This is a genomic window from Bradyrhizobium sp. S3.12.5, from assembly GCF_040548225.1.
Classification (GTDB): Bacteria; Pseudomonadota; Alphaproteobacteria; order Rhizobiales; family Xanthobacteraceae; genus Bradyrhizobium; species Bradyrhizobium cytisi.
On record NZ_JBEPRF010000024.1, the window covers coordinates 51,518 to 66,985 of the forward strand.

Below are 15,468 nucleotides of genomic sequence, written 5' to 3' on the forward strand. Positions count from 1 at the left end.
ACACACGCCGTCGCGCAAAGCGGCGACGGCGCTGGCAGAGCATCGGGGATCAGAGGTCCAGCACCAGGCGCGCCGGATCTTCCAGGCTCTCCTTGACGCGAACCAGGAAGGTCACGGCTTCCTTGCCGTCGATGACGCGGTGATCGTAGGACAGCGCCAGATACATCATCGGGCGGACCTCGACCTTGCCGCCGACGACCATCGGGCGATCCTGGATCTTGTGCATGCCGAGAATGCCGGACTGCGGCGCGTTCAGGATCGGGGTCGACATCAGCGAGCCGTAGATGCCGCCATTGGTGATGGTGAAGGTGCCGCCCTGCATCTCGTCGATCTTGAGCTGGCCGTCACGGGCGCGGCGACCGAAATCGGCGATGCCCTTCTCAATGTCGGCAATCGACTTGTTGTCGCAATCGCGCACGACCGGCACGACGAGACCCTTGTCGGTGCCGACGGCGACGCCGATGTGATAATAGTTCTTGTAGATCAGGTCGGTGCCGTCGATCTCGGCGTTGACGGCCGGGATGTCCTTCAGCGCCTGCACGACGGCCTTGGTGAAGAAGCCCATGAAGCCGAGCTTCGAGCCGTGCTTCTTCTCGAACGCATCCTTGTAGTGGGCCCGCAGCGCCATGACGTTGGTCATGTCGACCTCGTTGAAGGTCGTCAGCATGGCCGCGGTGTTCTGCACGTCCTTGAGGCGGCGCGCGATGGTCTGGCGCAGGCGGGTCATCTTGACGCGCTCTTCGCGGGCGGCGTCGTCGGCCGGCGAGGCGCTGCGCACCTGCACGGCGGCGGCGGGCTGGTTGACCGGGGTCGGCGCAGACGCCGCACGCTCGATCGCGGCGAGCATGTCGCCCTTGGTGACGCGGCCATCCTTGCCCGAGCCCGGAACGGTCGAGGCATCGACGCCGGTCTCGGCGGAGAGTTTTCGCACGGACGGGGCGAGCGGCGCATCGGCCGGCGGCGCCTTCGCAGCCGGAGCGGGAGCCGCAGCAGCAGGCGCCGGAGCAGCGGCGGCGGCCTTGGCGGGAGCAGCAGCCGGCTTTGCACCGGCGGCACCTTCGGTGATCTGGCCGAGCAGCGCGCCGACCGCAACGGTCGTACCGTCAGCGGCGATGATCTCGCTCAGCGTGCCGGCGGAGGGCGCCGGGACCTCGATGGTGACCTTGTCGGTCTCGAGCTCCACCAAGGGCTCGTCGACGGCGACGGGATCGCCGGCCTTCTTGAACCAGCGGCCGATGGTGGCCTCGGTGACGGATTCGCCGAGCGTCGGCACACGAATTTCAGTCATGGTCTTTTCCTTAAGGGATCGCCAATGCGGTCGTGAATTTCATACGTCATTGCCCGCCTTGTGCGCGCTTGCGCACGGGGGCGGGCAATCCAGTACGCCGAGACTTTCGTGATTAAAACGAGCGCCGCGGAATACTGGATGCCCCGCCCTTGTGCGCGATTGCGCACTGGGCGGGGCATGACGACGTCTTGAAAACTTCTTAGCTCAATGCTTCGTCCAGGAACGCCTTCAACTGCGCCTGATGCTTGGACATCAGACCAGTGGCGGTCGCGGCGGAAGCGGCGCGGCCGACATACCGCGGACGCCGGCTCACGCCGTTCACCTGGTTCAGCACCCATTCCAGATAGGGCTCGATGAAGTGCCACGCGCCCATATTGCGCGGCTCTTCCTGGCACCAGATCACTTCGGCCTTCTTGAAGCGGGACAGCTCGGCCACCAGCGCCTTCAGCGGCACCGGATAGAGCTGCTCGACGCGCATCAGGTAGATGTCGTCGATGCCGCGCTTCTCGCGCTCCTCGTAGAGGTCGTAATAGACCTTGCCCGAGCACAGCACGATCCGGCGGATCTTGTCGTCCGGAACGAGCTTGTTGGCCTCGCTCGGCTGCATCTGGGCGTCATCATAAAGGATGCGGTGGAACGTCGTTCCCTTCGCGAGCTCCTCCAGACGCGACACCGCGCGCTTGTGGCGCAGCAGCGACTTTGGCGTCATCACGATCAGCGGCTTGCGGATCTCGCGATGAAGCTGGCGGCGCAGCACGTGGAAGTAGTTCGCGGGCGTGGTCGGATAGACCACCTGCATGTTGTCTTCCGCGCACATCTGCAGATAACGCTCCAGACGCGCCGAGGAGTGCTCCGGTCCCTGGCCCTCATAGCCGTGCGGCAACAGGCAGACGAGACCGGACATGCGCAGCCATTTGCGTTCGCCCGAGGAGATGAACTGGTCGAACACGACCTGCGCACCGTTGGCGAAATCGCCGAACTGGGCTTCCCACAGGGTCAGCGTGTTCGGCTCGGCCAGCGAATAGCCGTATTCGAAGCCGAGCACGGCTTCTTCCGACAGCAGCGAGTTGATGACCTCGTAATGGCCCTGCTCGTGGCCGAGATGGTTGTACGGCGTGTAGCGGCTCTCGTCCTCCTGGTCGATCAGGACCGAGTGGCGCTGCGAGAAGGTGCCGCGCTCCGAATCCTGGCCTGACAGGCGCACGTGGTGGTTCTCGTTGAGCAGCGTGCAGAACGCCAACGCCTCGCCGGTTGCCCAGTCGATGCCGGCGCCGGTGTCGATCGCCTTCGAGCGGTTCTCGAGAAACCGCTGGATGGTGCGGTGAACGCGGAAACCGTCCGGCACCTTGGTGATCTTGCGGCCGATGTCCTTCAGCGCGGTGACGTCGACACCGGTGACGCCGCGCCGCGCATCCTCTTCCTGGTCCGCGATCTTGAACCCGGCCCACTTGCCGTCGAGCCAGTCGGCCTTGTTCGGCTTGTAGGAGGTGCCGGCCTCGAACTCGGCATCGAGCCGCGCGCGCCAGTCGGCCTTGGCCTTGTCGACCTCGCCCTCGGTCATCACGCCTTCGCCGATCAGGCGGCGGGCGTAGAGCTCCAGCGTCGTCGGATGAGCCGCGATCTTCTTGTACATCACCGGCTGGGTGAACGCCGGCTCGTCGCCTTCGTTGTGGCCATGCCTGCGGTAGCAGAACATGTCGATGACGACGGGCTTGTGGAACTTCTGCCGGAACTCGGTCGCGACCTTGGCCGCGAACACTACGGCTTCCGGATCGTCGCCGTTCACGTGGAAGATCGGCGCGTCGATCATCTTCGCCACGTCCGACGGGTAAGGCGAGGAGCGCGAATAGCGCGGATAGGTGGTGAAGCCGATCTGGTTGTTGACGATGAAGTGCACGGAACCGCCGGTGCGGTAGCCCTTCAGGTCCGACAGACCAAAACATTCCGCGACCACGCCCTGGCCGGCGAACGCGGCGTCGCCATGCATGAGCAGCGGCATCACCGAGATGCGCTGGTCCGGCGGATCGCCGTGCTGGTCCTGCTTGGCGCGAACTTTTCCGAGCACGACGGGATCGACGATCTCGAGATGCGAGGGGTTCGCGGTCAGCGACAGATGGATGCGGTTGCCGTCGAACTCGCGGTCCGAGGACGCGCCGAGGTGGTACTTGACGTCGCCCGAGCCTTCGACCGCGTCGGGATTGGCCGAGCCGCCTTTGAATTCATGGAACAGCGCGCGATGGGCCTTGCCCATCACCTGCGTCAGCACGTTGAGGCGGCCGCGATGCGGCATGCCGACCACGACTTCCTTCACGCCGAGATTGCCGCCGCGCTTGATGATCTGCTCGAGCGCGGGGATCAGCGATTCAGCGCCATCGAGGCCGAAGCGCTTGGTGCCGGTGAACTTGGTATCGCAGAATTTCTCGAAGCCTTCGGCTTCGACCAGCTTCATCAGGATGGCGCGACGGCCTTCGCGGGTGAAGGAGATTTCCTTGTCCGGACCCTCGATGCGCTCCTGGATCCAGGCCTTCTGGGCGGCATTGCTGATGTGCATGAACTCGACGCCGAGCGTCTGGCAGTAGGTGCGCTCGCAGATCGCGGTGATCTCACGCAAGTTGGCGTATTCGAGACCGAGCACGTGATCGAGGAAGATCTTGCGGTCGAAATCGGCCTCGCTGAAGCCGTAGGTGCGGGGATCGAGCTCTTCGCGGTTGCGCGGGGCTTCGATGCCGAGCGGATCGAGCTTGGCGTGGAAGTGACCGCGCATGCGGTAGGAGCGGATCAGCATCAGCGCGCGGACCGAATCGCGCGTGGCCTGGAGCACATCTGGGGAAGAGACATCCGCGCCCTTGTCAGCCCCCTTGGCTTGCGCCTTGGCGGCGATCTTGGTGCCGATCGCCTTCTCGACCTCGGCCCAGTTGCCGTCGAGCGCGGAGGTCAGGTCGTCCTTCGGGGTCAGCGGCCAGTTGGCGCGTTCCCAGGACGGGCCTTCGGCGTTCTTGCGGACGACAGCGGGCTGGTCGTTGAGGCTCTTGAAGAACTCCTGCCACTCGGCGTCGACCGAGGACGGGTCCTTCTCGTAGCGGGCGTAGATTTCGTCGATGTAGGTGGCGTTGGTGCCCTGCAAAAAGGATGAGAGGGCAAAGGCTGCGTTCGCGTCTTGGCGAGACATACTTGAGTTCCTGGCGATTTCGGTTCGCGCATAACAAACGGCGCTCACGCTGAGCTCCCCGGCAGGGGCTCAGCGCGACAGGCACCATTTATCCTATTTGCTGCGAAACTTCGCCCGGAAAAGCACGAAGGAGTGAATTAGCCTTTCAACTTTTCGGCAAGCGTGTGGCCAAGACGCGCGGGAGACGGCGACACTGTAATCCCTGCGGATTTCATCGCGTCGGTCTTGGAGCCGGCATCGCCCTTGCCACCGGAGATGATCGCGCCGGCATGGCCCATGCGGCGGCCGGGAGGTGCGGTCACGCCGGCGATGAAACCGACCATCGGCTTCTTGCGGCCGCGCTTGGCCTCGTCCTTGAGGAACTGGGCGGCGTCTTCCTCGGCGGAGCCGCCGATCTCGCCGATCATGATGATCGATTCGGTCTTGGGGTCGGCCAGCAGCATTTCCAGGACGTCGATGAACTCGGTGCCCTTGACCGGGTCGCCGCCAATGCCGACCGCAGTGGTCTGGCCGAGGCCTTCCTGGGAGGTCTGGAACACGGCTTCATAGGTCAGCGTACCCGAGCGGGAGACGATGCCGACCGAGCCGGTCTTGAAGATGTTGGCCGGCATGATGCCGATCTTGCATTCGCCGGCGGTCATGACGCCCGGGCAGTTCGGCCCGATCAGGCGCGACTTGGAGCCGGCCAGCGAGCGCTTCACCCGGACCATGTCAATGACCGGGATGCCCTCGGTGATGCAGACGATCAGCGGGATCTCGGCGTCGATGGCTTCGCAGATCGCGTCCGCGGCACCCGGCGGCGGCACGTAGATCACCGAGGCGTCGGCGCCTGTCTTCTCGCGCGCCTCGCGCACGGTGTCGAACACCGGCAGGCCCAGATGGGTCGCGCCGCCTTTGCCCGGCGAGGTGCCGCCGACCATCTTGGTGCCATAGGCAATCGCGGCCTCCGAGTGGAAGGTACCGTTCTTGCCGGTAAAGCCCTGGCAGATGACCTTGGTGTTCTTGTCGATCAGGATGGACATGAGGTGTGCTTTCGCGAAACTAACGAGTGAGAGGTCAGTGGATGCGGCGGTAGACGCCGGTGAGCACGTCAGCCCAGCCTTCCGCGTCCGGCGAGAACTGGATCTTCAACGAGTAGGAATTGTCGTCGATGATCTCGTAGACGTGGCGCGCATTGCCGCGGAGCGAGCCGCGCACCAGCGTCAGGGTCTTACCGACCCACCCGCCGGAGGCGGGCGAGGGCGGCGTGTAGCCGAGTGAATCGTACCAGAACAGCTTGTAGGTCCGGTCGTCGCGGTCCCAGGTGAAGAGGCCGTGAGTGGCGAAGCTCTGCTTGCCCTCACGCATCTGCACCGAGTCCTGGATCAGATAGAAGCCATTGAGATCCATGCGCGCCACGATGCGCGAGGTCGCCGGCCCGCCTTCCATCCAGCGCGACGGAAAGACCACCTCTTCGCCGTTCCATTCACCGGCGAACGCGGCGAGACGCGCATGCTCTGCAAGTGGGGCTGATGCGGAGAGATGGTCCTGGGTCATGGCCTTAGCCTCCCTTGACGGCCTTCACGATCTTCTGCGCGGCGTCGTCGAGATTGTCGGCCGGCACCACGTTCAGGCCGGATTCACGGATGATCTTCTTGCCGAGCTCGACATTGGTGCCTTCGAGGCGAACCACCAGCGGCACGCTGAGGCCGACCTCGCGCACGGCGGCGGTGACGCCCTCGGCGATCACGTCGCACTTCATGATACCACCGAAGATGTTGACCAGGATGCCCTTCACGTTGGGATCCGCGGTGATGATCTTGAACGCGGCCGCCACCTTCTCCTTGCTGGCGCTGCCGCCGACGTCGAGGAAGTTCGCCGGCGCCATGCCGTAGAGCTTGATGATGTCCATCGTCGCCATGGCGAGACCGGCGCCGTTGACCATGCAGCCGATATTGCCGTCGAGGGTGACGTAGTTGAGGTCGTACTTAGACGCCTCGATTTCCTTGGCGTCTTCCTCGGTCTCGTCGCGCAGCGCGAGCACATCGGGATGACGGAACAGCGAATTGTCGTCGAACGACACCTTGGCGTCGAGCACGCGGAGCTGGCCCTGCTTGGTCACGACGAGCGGGTTGATCTCCAGCATCGACATGTCCTTGGCGACGAAGGCCGCATAGAGCTGCGCGGTGAGCTTCTCGGCCTGCTTGGCGAGATCACCGGAAAGCTTCAGCGCGTTGGCAACGGTGCGGCCGTGATGGCCCATGATGCCGGTCGCGGGATCGACCGAGAAGGTCACGATCTTCTCAGGGCTATTGTGCGCGACGTCCTCGATGTTGACGCCGCCCTCGGTCGAGACCACGAACGAGACGCGGGAGGTCTCGCGGTCGACCAGGATCGAGAGATAGAATTCCTTCTCGATGTCGGAGCCGTCCTCGATGTAGAGGCGGTTGACCTGCTTGCCGGCGGCGCCGGTCTGGATCGTGACGAGGGTGGCGCCGAGCATCTGCTTGGCGAATTCGGTGACCTCGGCGGCCGACTTGGCGATGCGGACGCCGCCCTTGTCGCCGGCCGAGGCTTCCTTGAACTTGCCCTTGCCGCGGCCGCCGGCATGGATCTGGCTCTTCACCACCCAGACCGGGCCCGGAAGGGCCTTGGCGGCGGCTTCCGCGTCAGCGGCCTTCAGGACCGGAACGCCCTTCGAGATCGCTACGCCGAACTCGCTCAGCAGCGCTTTGGCCTGATATTCATGGATATTCATATGGTCGCTCCCTGAACCCGCGGGCGGAGACCCCTAGGGGCCCACCTCAGTCTTGTGGCTGGCATACCATATACCACAGGAACTGCAACCCGGATTCTATGACATCGAAATCGCGGAACCGGAACCCGCCAGCCTTCACCAAGAGTTGCAGCCGGGGCCCGGAAATGAAACCGCCGAAGACCGGGTTTCGATCTTCGGCGGGATTGGTTGGCCCTTAGCGGCCGAGAAGATCGGGTGCGATCTTCTTGCAGGCATCGACGAGGCCCTGCACCGCGCCGACTGACTTGTCGAAGGCCTCGCGGTCCTTGCCTGTGAGCTCGATTTCGACGACGCGCTCGACGCCCTTGGCGCCGATCACGACGGGGACGCCGACATACATGTCCTTCACGCCGTATTCGCCGTTCAGGTACGCCGCCGAGGCCAGCACGCGCTTCTTGTCGCGCAGATAGCTCTCGGCCATCGCGATTGCGGAGGCCGCCGGCGCGTAGAAGGCCGAGCCGGTCTTGAGCAAATTGACGATCTCGGCGCCGCCGTTGCGGGTGCGGTCGACGATCTCGTCGAGGCGCGCCTGCGAGGTCCAGCCCATCTTGACGAGGTCGGGCAGCGGGATGCCGGCGACGGTGGAGTACTTCACCAGCGGCACCATGGTGTCGCCATGACCGCCGAGCACGAAGGCGGTGACGTCTTCAACGGAGACGTTGAACTCGTCGGCCAGGAAGTAGCGGAAGCGCGACGAGTCGAGCACGCCGGCCATGCCGACGACCTTCTTGTGCGGCAGGCCCGAGGCCTTCTGCAGCGCCCAGACCATGGCGTCGAGCGGGTTGGTGATGCAGATGACGAACGCGTCGGGGGCGTACTTCTTGATGCCGGCACCGACCTGCTCCATGACCTTGAGGTTGATGGAGAGGAGGTCGTCGCGGCTCATGCCGGGCTTGCGCGGCACGCCGGCGGTGACGATGCAGACCTTGGCGTTATCAAGCGCTTCGTAGGAGTTGGCGCCGGTGTAGTGCGCGTCAAAACCGTCGACCGGCGAGGACTGCGCGATGTCCAGCGCCTTGCCCTGTGGCACGCCCTCGGCGATGTCGAACATCACGACGTCACCCAGTTCTTTCAGGCCGATGAGGTGAGCCAGCGTTCCGCCGATCTGGCCGGAGCCAATCAAAGCAATCTTGTCGCGCGCCATGTGAACCTGTCCTTTAGACACGTGAGGAGGAAAAACTGAATGGGTGGTTATCCCTTTCGCTTCCGCCGTTCAAGTCGCCGGATGCCCAATTGTCGGGCTTGCCGAGATTGCAGCCAGCATACCCCGTCCGTCATTCCGGGATGCGCCGACAGGCGCAGGCCCGGAATCCATTGGGCGGCAGAGTTGGTGGCACGATGGATTCTCGGGTGCGCGATTGCGCACCATAGCTCGCGACTTCGTCGCGCCCCGGAATGACATCGGCTGGAGGCGGCGGCGAGGATAGGACTTAAGTCTCCACCAGGCCCTTGGTCGAGCCGCTGGCGGCGGAATCCTTGCGGCCGTGAGGCAGCGCCAGATAGGATTCCGAGCTCATCTCGATCAGGCGCGACGCGGTCCGCTTGAACTCGTTGGCCTCATTGCCCTCATCGGCGAGGTAGAGCGAGATCGGGTTGGCATCGGCCGAGGCCATCAGCTTCACGGCATTGTCATAGAGCGTGTCGATCAGCGTGATGAAGCGCTTGGCCGCGTTGCGCTGGGAAAAGTCCATCACTGGAATATGGTCGACCAGGATGGTGTGATAGTCGTGCGCCAGTCTGAGGTAGTCGGATGCGCCCAGCGGCTTCTCGCAGAGATCGGCGAAGGCAAAGCGCGCCACGCCATGGGCCGAGCACGGCACGTGCAGGATGCGGCCCTTGATCGAAATGTCGCGCGACTTGCATTTGGCGTTGCCGGTCATCTTCGACCAGGCGCGGTCGAGCGCGGCGTTGGCGTCGCCGTCCGCCGGCGTCAGCCACATCGGCACGCCCTGAAGTTTCTCGAGCCGGAAATCGGTGCGCGCGTCGAGCCGCCGCACGTCCATGTGGTCGGTGATCTGCTTGATGAAGGGCAGGAACAGCGCGCGGTTCAGGCCGCCCTTGTAGAGATCGTCGGGCGCGACGTTGGAGGTCGCGACCACGACGGTGCCGAGCTCGAACAGCTTTGCGAACAGGCGGCCGAGGATCATCGCGTCCGCAATGTCGGTGACGTGGAACTCGTCGAAGCAGAGCAGCCAGCTCTCCTCGAAGATCGCATGCGCGGTCAGCGCGATGACGTCGCCGTCGGCGGTCTCGCCACGCGCGATGCTCTGGCGATAGTCGTAGATGCGCTCATGCACGTCCGCCATGAATTCGTGGAAATGCGCGCGCCGCTTGTGCTCGACGGTCGAGTGCTGGAAGAACAGATCCATCAGCATGGTCTTGCCGCGGCCGACCTCGCCATGGACGTAGAGCCCGCGCGGCGCCTCGTCCTTGTCGCCGCCGTTGAACAGGCGGGCGAGCAGCCCCTGCTTGCGCGGCGGCTTGTAGCTCGCGAGCCTGAGGTCGAGCGCCGCATAGGCCTCGGCCACCTCGGCCTGTGCAGCGTCGGGCTCGATCGCGCCGGAGGCAATCTGGGTTTGATAGACTTCGCTGAAGGAGGAACTGGGCGTGGAGAGCATCGCTCTTTACCGCCAGAGACCGGCGGAAATTGCAACTGCGTATTGGCGCAACGGCTTATGCGTCCCGTCCTTCGCGGGCAGATGGCGCGGAGGAGAAGGACCTACCTGCAGGTCTGTTGGGTCCGCCGAACGGATCTATTGTTGCGCTCAACTGGGCTAGAATATACCTATTGAGGAACCAAGGAACCTCACCATGGCACTTAGCATCAAGGACCCCGAAACGGAGCAATTGGCCCGGAGCCTGGCGCAATTGACCGGCGAGAACATCACGACAGCAACCAGGCGCGCCATTGAGGAGCGATTACGCCGGCTGGGCGGTCAAACTCACAAAGACGCGTTACTGCAGGACATGGCCGAGATCAGGCGACGCTGGAGCGAAATGCGAGTCGTGGATGACCGCACGCCCGAGGAAATTCTCGGATATGACGAGCATGGATTGCCGCGCTGATGGTGATTGATACGTCGGCGATCGTGGCAATCGCGCTCAACGAAGACGATGCAGCAGATATTGAGCGACTGATCGTGGATGATCCGATCCGCCTGATCTCCGCGGCAACCGTACTTGAAGCAACTATGGTGATCGAGACGCGACTGGGCGATGCGGGTGGCCGCGAGTTCGACCTTTGGCTCGTCAAGATCGGCGCCGAGATCGTGTCGGTCGATGCCGGACAAGCCGATGCAGCACGGCGCGCGTGGCGGCGCTACGGGAAGGGGCGTCACGCCGCGTCTCTCAACTACGGTGACTGCTTTTCGTACGCGCTGGCCATCACCCGCAGCGAACCATTGCTGTTCAAAGGCGAGGACTTTGCGAAGACCGACATCAACCGATCGGGCGTGGCGCCGCTGCGATAGCGCGCCGAGGTGAAGACCTTACTCGCACAGCTCGTAGGCGTCCTCGACCACATACGGGCCGCCGCCGGTCGACGCGCGCGACGAGAACAGCACGAACCGCTCGGCCGTGAACGCCTTGCTCGGGAAGTAGCCGCGCAGCGACAGATAGTCGGCGACGTCGCGGTCGGTGGCGTCATGCAGCCGGGCCAGCGTGACATGCGGAATGAATTTGCGCCCCTCCGGATCGAGGCCGATCCGCTGCATCAGGCGCTCGAGTTCGGCCTGCAATTCCATCAGCGGCTTGCTCGGCGTGATGGTGGCAACCACCGCGCGCGGCTTGCGGCCGCCGAAGCTTTGCAAGCCCTGCACTTTCACTTCGAAAGGCTTGCGGTCGACGCGAAACAGCATCGATGCGATCTCGTTGGCGGAGACGCCGTCGATGTCGCCGATGAAGCGCAGGGTGACGTGATAATCTTCGGGATCGATCCAGCGGGCGCCTGGAAGGCCACCTCGCAAATTGGAAAGCGTCTGGCAGACCTCGGCCGGGATTTCCAGACCAGTGAACAAACGCGGCATCGTTTCGCACTCCCGATGCTTGGGCATGATCCGAGGGTAAGGATCATATCCAAATTTTAGAGCCGGCGACGAATCATCTGTACTTCAATTCCTATCGCAGTTGTGTGACTCTGCGAAGAGTGCCCGAGGCTACACCGGGAAAACCCTGGTTGTCAGGGTTGGCGCTGCCTGCTTTTCAGCGGCGTTGCTCGCCGATCGTGCGCAGGAATGCCTCTACCGTGGGCAGCATGTTGTCGACGATGATGTCGACGCCTTCGGCAGTCGGGTGAATGCCGTCGGCCTGGTTGAGCTTGGCGTCGGCCGCGACACCGTCGAGGAAGAACGGATAGAGCGGCACGTCGAACTGTTTCGCCAGATCCGGATAAATCGAATTGAAGCGCGCGCCATAATCCGCGCCCAAATTCGGCGGCGCCTGCATCCCACACAGCAACACGGCGATCTTGCGCGCCTTGAGACGCCCGACGATGTCGGTCAGCGCCGCGCGCGTCAAGCCGGGGTCGATGCCGCGCAGCGCGTCATTGGCGCCGAGCTCGACGATGACGCCCTCGGTTCCGTCGGGCACCGACCAGTCGAGCCGGTCGCGGCCCCCCGACGAGGTGTCGCCGGACACGCCTGCGTTGGTCATGTCCACGGCTATACCTTTGGCTTGCAAGGCTTTTTGCAGCCTGGCCGGAAACGCGTCCTGGGCCGGAAGGCCGAGACCGGCACTCAAGGAATCGCCCAAAACAACAAGCTTGATCGGCTTGGTCGCTTCTGCCCAAGCCGGGTTCACGACCGTCATCAAAGCGAGCATCAACACGGCTATGTGCATGAAGAATCCGTAACGCCTCTCGACCGCGCGTGCGGAGTTGCCATATGACCGGACCATGGACAGTCGCATCGAATCCTCTTCGCTCGCCGGCACCGCGCCGGACACCATCGCCATCTCCAACGTCAATCTCTCATTGGGATCGGGGGCGGCACGCGTTCACATCCTCAAGGATATCAGCCTGCGCGTCGGCTCGGGGGAGACGATCGGCCTGATCGGCCCGTCAGGCTCGGGCAAATCCACGCTGCTGATGGTGATGGCGGGGCTGGAGCGTCCTGATAGCGGAGAGGTGGTGGTCAACGGCACGCCTTTCAATGCCCTCGACGAGGACGCGCTGGCCCGCTTCCGCGGCCGCCAGGTCGGCATCGTCTTCCAGTCCTTCCATCTGATCCCGACCATGACGGCGCTGGAGAACGTCGCCGTGCCGCTCGAGCTCGCCGGCAATCCCGATGCCAACAAGCGCGCAGCCGAGGAGCTGCAATCGGTCGGGCTCGGTGATCGCCTGCATCATTATCCAACGCAGCTCTCCGGCGGCGAGCAGCAACGCGTGGCGCTTGCGCGCGCGCTGGCACCCGATCCCGCCATCCTCGTCGCCGACGAGCCGACCGGCAATCTCGACGAGACCACGGGAAAGCAGATCATAGATCTGCTCTTCACCAAGCATGCCGAGCGCGGTATGACGCTGGTGCTGGTCACGCACGATTCCTCGCTCGCGCATCGCTGCGATCGCGTGATCCGCCTGCGCTCGGGCCGCATCGACACGCAGACGACCAAAGCATGAGCATTGCTGTCGAACCGTTTGCGAAGCCGAACGGCGTCGCACTGTCGCTGCGCTACGCGCTGCGCGAATTGCGCGGGGGCCTGCGCGGCTTCTACGTCTTCATCGCCTGCATCGCGCTCGGCGTGATGGCGATCGCCGGCGTCGGCTCGGTGTCGGCGAGCCTGAGCGACGGCCTCGCGCGCGAGGGGCGCACGCTGCTCGGCGGCGACGTCTCCTTTGTGCTGTTCCAGCGCGAAGCCAAGCCCGAGGAAGTTGCCTTCCTGCGCTCGCGCGGCACAGTCTCCGTGGCCTCCACCCTGCGCGGCATGGCGCGCTCGGCCGAGGGCAGGCTGGCGCTGGTCGAGATGAAGGCGGTCGACGACACCTACCCGATGCTCGGCCAACTCACGCTGGCGCCGCAACTGCCGCTGACCGATCTGCTCACGGAGCGCGACGGCGCGTTCGGCGCCGCCGCCGATCCGACGCTTCTTGCGCGTCTCTCCCTCAAGATCGGCGACCGCGTCACCATCGGCTCCGCGACCTTCCAGATCCGCAGCAGCGTCGAGGCCGAGCCCGATAAGCTCGCCGGCGGCATCGGTTTCGGCCCGCGCTTCCTGGTCAGCGAGGCCGCCCTGCGCGCCACCGGCCTGATCCAGCCCGGCAGCCTGGTGCGCTGGGTCTACCGGGTGAAGCTGCCGGATAGCGCCAACAGCGACCGTGCCACCGATGCCTTCATTGTGGACGCGCGCAACGCGGCGCCGCAGGCCGGCTGGGAAGTCCGCAGCCGCTCCAACGCCTCGCCGCAGCTCGAGCGCAATATCGGCCGCTTCACGCAATTCCTGACCCTGGTCGGGCTCGCTGCGCTTTTGGTGGGCGGCGTCGGCGTCGCCAACGCGGTGAAGAGCCATATCGACCGCCGGCTCGAGGTGATCGCGGCCCTCAAGGCCGTTGGCGCCACGGGGCGCGACGTGTTCGGCATCTATCTCGCGCAGGTCGTCCTGCTCGCCGGGATCGGTTCGGTGATTGGCCTGGCGCTCGGCGCGGCGATGCCGTTTGCCATCGTCGGCCTGTTCGGCAAGCTGTTGCCGCTGCCGGTGGTGCCGGCCGTGCATGCCGGCGAGCTCGCGCTGTCCTTTGTCTACGGCCTTTTGACCGCGCTCGCCTTCGGCCTGTGGCCGCTTGGACGCGTGCACGACGTGCCGGTCGCCGCGCTATTCCGCGACACCATCGCTGCCGAATGGCATCGGCCGCGGTGGAGCTACCTCGTTTTCATGGGCGTCGTCGTCGCGCTGCTGGTTGCGGTCGTGATCGGCCTGTCCTTCGACAAGCGCATCGCGGCGGTGTTCGTGGCCTCCTCCGTCGTCGTGTTCGCAGTGCTGCGCGGTGTCGCCGCCGTGCTGATGGCCATCGCGCGACGGCTGCCGCGCACGCGCTTCACCATGCTGCGGCTTGCGATCGCCAACATCCACCGGCCGGGCGCACTGACGCCCTCGGTCGTGCTCTCGCTCGGTCTCGGCCTCGCCGTGCTCGTCACCATCACCCAGATCGACGGCAATCTGCGCCGGCAGTTTTTGGCGGCGCTCCCGGACCATGCCCCGTCCTTCTACTTCATCGACATTCCGAGCACCCAGGCCGCACCGTTCGACGATTATCTGCGCCAGATCGCCCCTGGCGCGAAGGTCGAGGACGTGCCGATGCTGCGCGGGCGCATCGTCGGTGCGCGCGGCGTCCGCGCCGAGGACCTCAAGCCCACCACCGATTCCGAATGGGTGCTGCAGAGTGACCGTGGCCTGACCTACACCGGCGAGCTGCCGAAGGGCTCCAAGGTGGTCGAGGGCGAATGGTGGGGCAACGACTATTCCGGCCCGCCGCTGGTCTCGATGGAGAAGAAGATCGCCGACGGCCTCGGCCTCAAGCTCGGCGACGAGGTCGTGGTCAACGTGCTCGGCCGCGACATCCCGGCGAAAATCGGCAATCTCCGCACCATCGACTGGCAGGGGCTCGGCATCAATTTCGTGCTGGTGTTCTCGCCGAACGCCTTCAAGGGCGCGCCGCATACCCACATCGCGACGCTGACCGAAGCCGGCGGCGATGCGACCGGCGACGGCAAGATCATCAAGCAGGTGGCGGATGCCTATCCGATGGTGACGAGCGTGCGCGTGCGCGAGGTGATGGAGACGGTCGGCGCGGTCGTGACCAACCTCGCGCTCGCGATCCGCGGCGCCAGCGCCGTGACCCTGATCTCGGCGATCCTGGTGCTGGGCGGCGCGCTCGCCGCCGGTCACCGCCATCGGGTCTATGACGCGGTGATCCTGAAGACGCTGGGCGCCACGCGGCTGCGGCTGCTCGGCGCTTATGCGCTCGAATATCTCCTGATCGGGCTCGCCACCGCCGTATTCGGCGTGATTGCCGGCAGCATCGCGGCCTGGATGATCGTAACCCGGCTGATGACGCTGACCTTCGTCTGGCAGGCCGGCAGCGCGGCCGGCGTGGTGGCCGCCGCCCTGATCGTCACCGTCGGGCTCGGGCTCGCCGGCACGCTGCTGGCGTTGAACAAAAAGCCTGCCACGGTGTTGCGCAATTTGTGACAAAAGGTAGCGGGAGGCTGCGCCGGACCGGAATCGCGCGATTCCCCGCGCTTA

The 15,468-nt window shown here is 64.8% G+C and carries 13 protein-coding genes; 4 read left to right on the plus strand and 9 right to left on the minus strand.

The annotated features are described in order from the left end of the window. Positions 1-49 precede the first annotated feature (49 nt). From odhB to zapE, 7 genes are all read right to left on the minus strand, one after another. Positions 50-1,288 (minus strand): 2-oxoglutarate dehydrogenase complex dihydrolipoyllysine-residue succinyltransferase, encoded by a 1,239-nt coding sequence (odhB, locus tag ABIC09_RS29510; RefSeq protein ID WP_354031118.1) that lies wholly within the window; start codon positions 1,286-1,288, stop codon positions 50-52. A gap of 199 nt (positions 1,289-1,487) precedes the next feature. Beyond that, positions 1,488-4,457 (minus strand): 2-oxoglutarate dehydrogenase E1 component, encoded by a 2,970-nt coding sequence (locus ABIC09_RS29515; RefSeq protein WP_354111456.1) that lies wholly within the window; start codon positions 4,455-4,457, stop codon positions 1,488-1,490. Between the two features lie 137 nt (positions 4,458-4,594). Further along, a complete protein-coding gene (gene sucD / locus ABIC09_RS29520; protein WP_148755124.1) occupies positions 4,595-5,479 on the minus strand; it encodes a succinate--CoA ligase subunit alpha in 885 nt (294 codons plus the stop codon). 34 nt (positions 5,480-5,513) lie between these two features. Continuing rightward, complete coding sequence (locus ABIC09_RS29525; protein ID WP_148755123.1) at positions 5,514-5,993, minus strand: DUF1579 family protein; 480 nt, start codon at positions 5,991-5,993, stop codon at positions 5,514-5,516. A 4-nt stretch (positions 5,994-5,997) separates the two neighbouring features. Further along, positions 5,998-7,194 (minus strand): ADP-forming succinate--CoA ligase subunit beta, encoded by a 1,197-nt coding sequence (gene sucC, locus ABIC09_RS29530; RefSeq protein WP_148755122.1) that lies wholly within the window; start codon positions 7,192-7,194, stop codon positions 5,998-6,000. A 214-nt stretch (positions 7,195-7,408) separates the two neighbouring features. After that, positions 7,409-8,377 carry a malate dehydrogenase gene (gene mdh, locus ABIC09_RS29535; protein WP_063980412.1) on the minus strand — a complete coding sequence of 323 codons (969 nt, stop codon included), beginning with the start codon at positions 8,375-8,377 and terminating at the stop codon, positions 7,409-7,411. A gap of 286 nt (positions 8,378-8,663) precedes the next feature. Then, positions 8,664-9,851: a cell division protein ZapE gene (gene zapE, locus ABIC09_RS29540; protein WP_354111457.1), complete on the minus strand. Its 1,188-nt coding sequence runs from the start codon at positions 9,849-9,851 to the stop codon at positions 8,664-8,666. A gap of 193 nt (positions 9,852-10,044) precedes the next feature. On the opposite strand from zapE, the gene ABIC09_RS29545 reads away from it, so the two are divergent. Together ABIC09_RS29545 and ABIC09_RS29550 are read left to right on the plus strand one after the other, a co-directional pair. Further along, on the plus strand, positions 10,045-10,299 hold the full coding sequence (locus ABIC09_RS29545) for a type II toxin-antitoxin system VapB family antitoxin (RefSeq protein ID WP_148755119.1): 255 nt from the start codon (positions 10,045-10,047) through the stop codon (positions 10,297-10,299). Next, complete coding sequence (locus ABIC09_RS29550) at positions 10,299-10,703, plus strand: type II toxin-antitoxin system VapC family toxin (protein ID WP_148755118.1); 405 nt, start codon at positions 10,299-10,301, stop codon at positions 10,701-10,703. The genes ABIC09_RS29545 and ABIC09_RS29550 overlap by 1 nt, the downstream gene beginning before the upstream one ends. Before the next feature lie 18 nt (positions 10,704-10,721). Here ABIC09_RS29550 and thpR read toward each other — a convergent pair whose 3' ends face one another. Continuing rightward, complete coding sequence (gene thpR, locus ABIC09_RS29555; protein WP_354111458.1) at positions 10,722-11,258, minus strand: RNA 2',3'-cyclic phosphodiesterase; 537 nt, start codon at positions 11,256-11,258, stop codon at positions 10,722-10,724. Positions 11,259-11,433: 175 nt separating this feature from the next. Beyond that, entirely contained in the window at positions 11,434-12,069 is a 636-nt protein-coding gene (locus tag ABIC09_RS29560) for an arylesterase (protein WP_187435309.1), read from the minus strand. A gap of 55 nt (positions 12,070-12,124) precedes the next feature. Between ABIC09_RS29560 and ABIC09_RS29565 the strand changes: the two genes are divergently transcribed. Then, a complete protein-coding gene (locus ABIC09_RS29565) occupies positions 12,125-12,847 on the plus strand; it encodes an ABC transporter ATP-binding protein (protein ID WP_148755116.1) in 723 nt (240 codons plus the stop codon). Next, positions 12,844-15,414: an ABC transporter permease gene (locus ABIC09_RS29570; RefSeq protein ID WP_354111459.1), complete on the plus strand. Its 2,571-nt coding sequence runs from the start codon at positions 12,844-12,846 to the stop codon at positions 15,412-15,414. Before ABIC09_RS29565 ends, ABIC09_RS29570 begins: the two co-directional genes overlap by 4 nt. Positions 15,415-15,468 lie beyond the last annotated feature (54 nt).

Coding starts and splice junctions, on each gene's coding strand:
- odhB (WP_354031118.1), bottom strand. CDS start 1,288: ATGACTGAAATTCGTGTGCCGACGCTCGGCGAATCCGTCACCGAGGCC.
- ABIC09_RS29515 (WP_354111456.1), bottom strand. CDS start 4,457: ATGTCTCGCCAAGACGCGAACGCAGCCTTTGCCCTCTCATCCTTTTTG.
- sucD (WP_148755124.1), bottom strand. CDS start 5,479: ATGTCCATCCTGATCGACAAGAACACCAAGGTCATCTGCCAGGGCTTT.
- ABIC09_RS29525 (WP_148755123.1), bottom strand. CDS start 5,993: ATGACCCAGGACCATCTCTCCGCATCAGCCCCACTTGCAGAGCATGCG.
- sucC (WP_148755122.1), bottom strand. CDS start 7,194: ATGAATATCCATGAATATCAGGCCAAAGCGCTGCTGAGCGAGTTCGGC.
- mdh (WP_063980412.1), bottom strand. CDS start 8,377: ATGGCGCGCGACAAGATTGCTTTGATTGGCTCCGGCCAGATCGGCGGA.
- zapE (WP_354111457.1), bottom strand. CDS start 9,851: ATGCTCTCCACGCCCAGTTCCTCCTTCAGCGAAGTCTATCAAACCCAG.
- ABIC09_RS29545 (WP_148755119.1), top strand. CDS start 10,045: ATGGCACTTAGCATCAAGGACCCCGAAACGGAGCAATTGGCCCGGAGC.
- ABIC09_RS29550 (WP_148755118.1), top strand. CDS start 10,299: ATGGTGATTGATACGTCGGCGATCGTGGCAATCGCGCTCAACGAAGAC.
- thpR (WP_354111458.1), bottom strand. CDS start 11,258: ATGCCGCGTTTGTTCACTGGTCTGGAAATCCCGGCCGAGGTCTGCCAG.
- ABIC09_RS29560 (WP_187435309.1), bottom strand. CDS start 12,069: ATGCACATAGCCGTGTTGATGCTCGCTTTGATGACGGTCGTGAACCCG.
- ABIC09_RS29565 (WP_148755116.1), top strand. CDS start 12,125: ATGGACAGTCGCATCGAATCCTCTTCGCTCGCCGGCACCGCGCCGGAC.
- ABIC09_RS29570 (WP_354111459.1), top strand. CDS start 12,844: ATGAGCATTGCTGTCGAACCGTTTGCGAAGCCGAACGGCGTCGCACTG.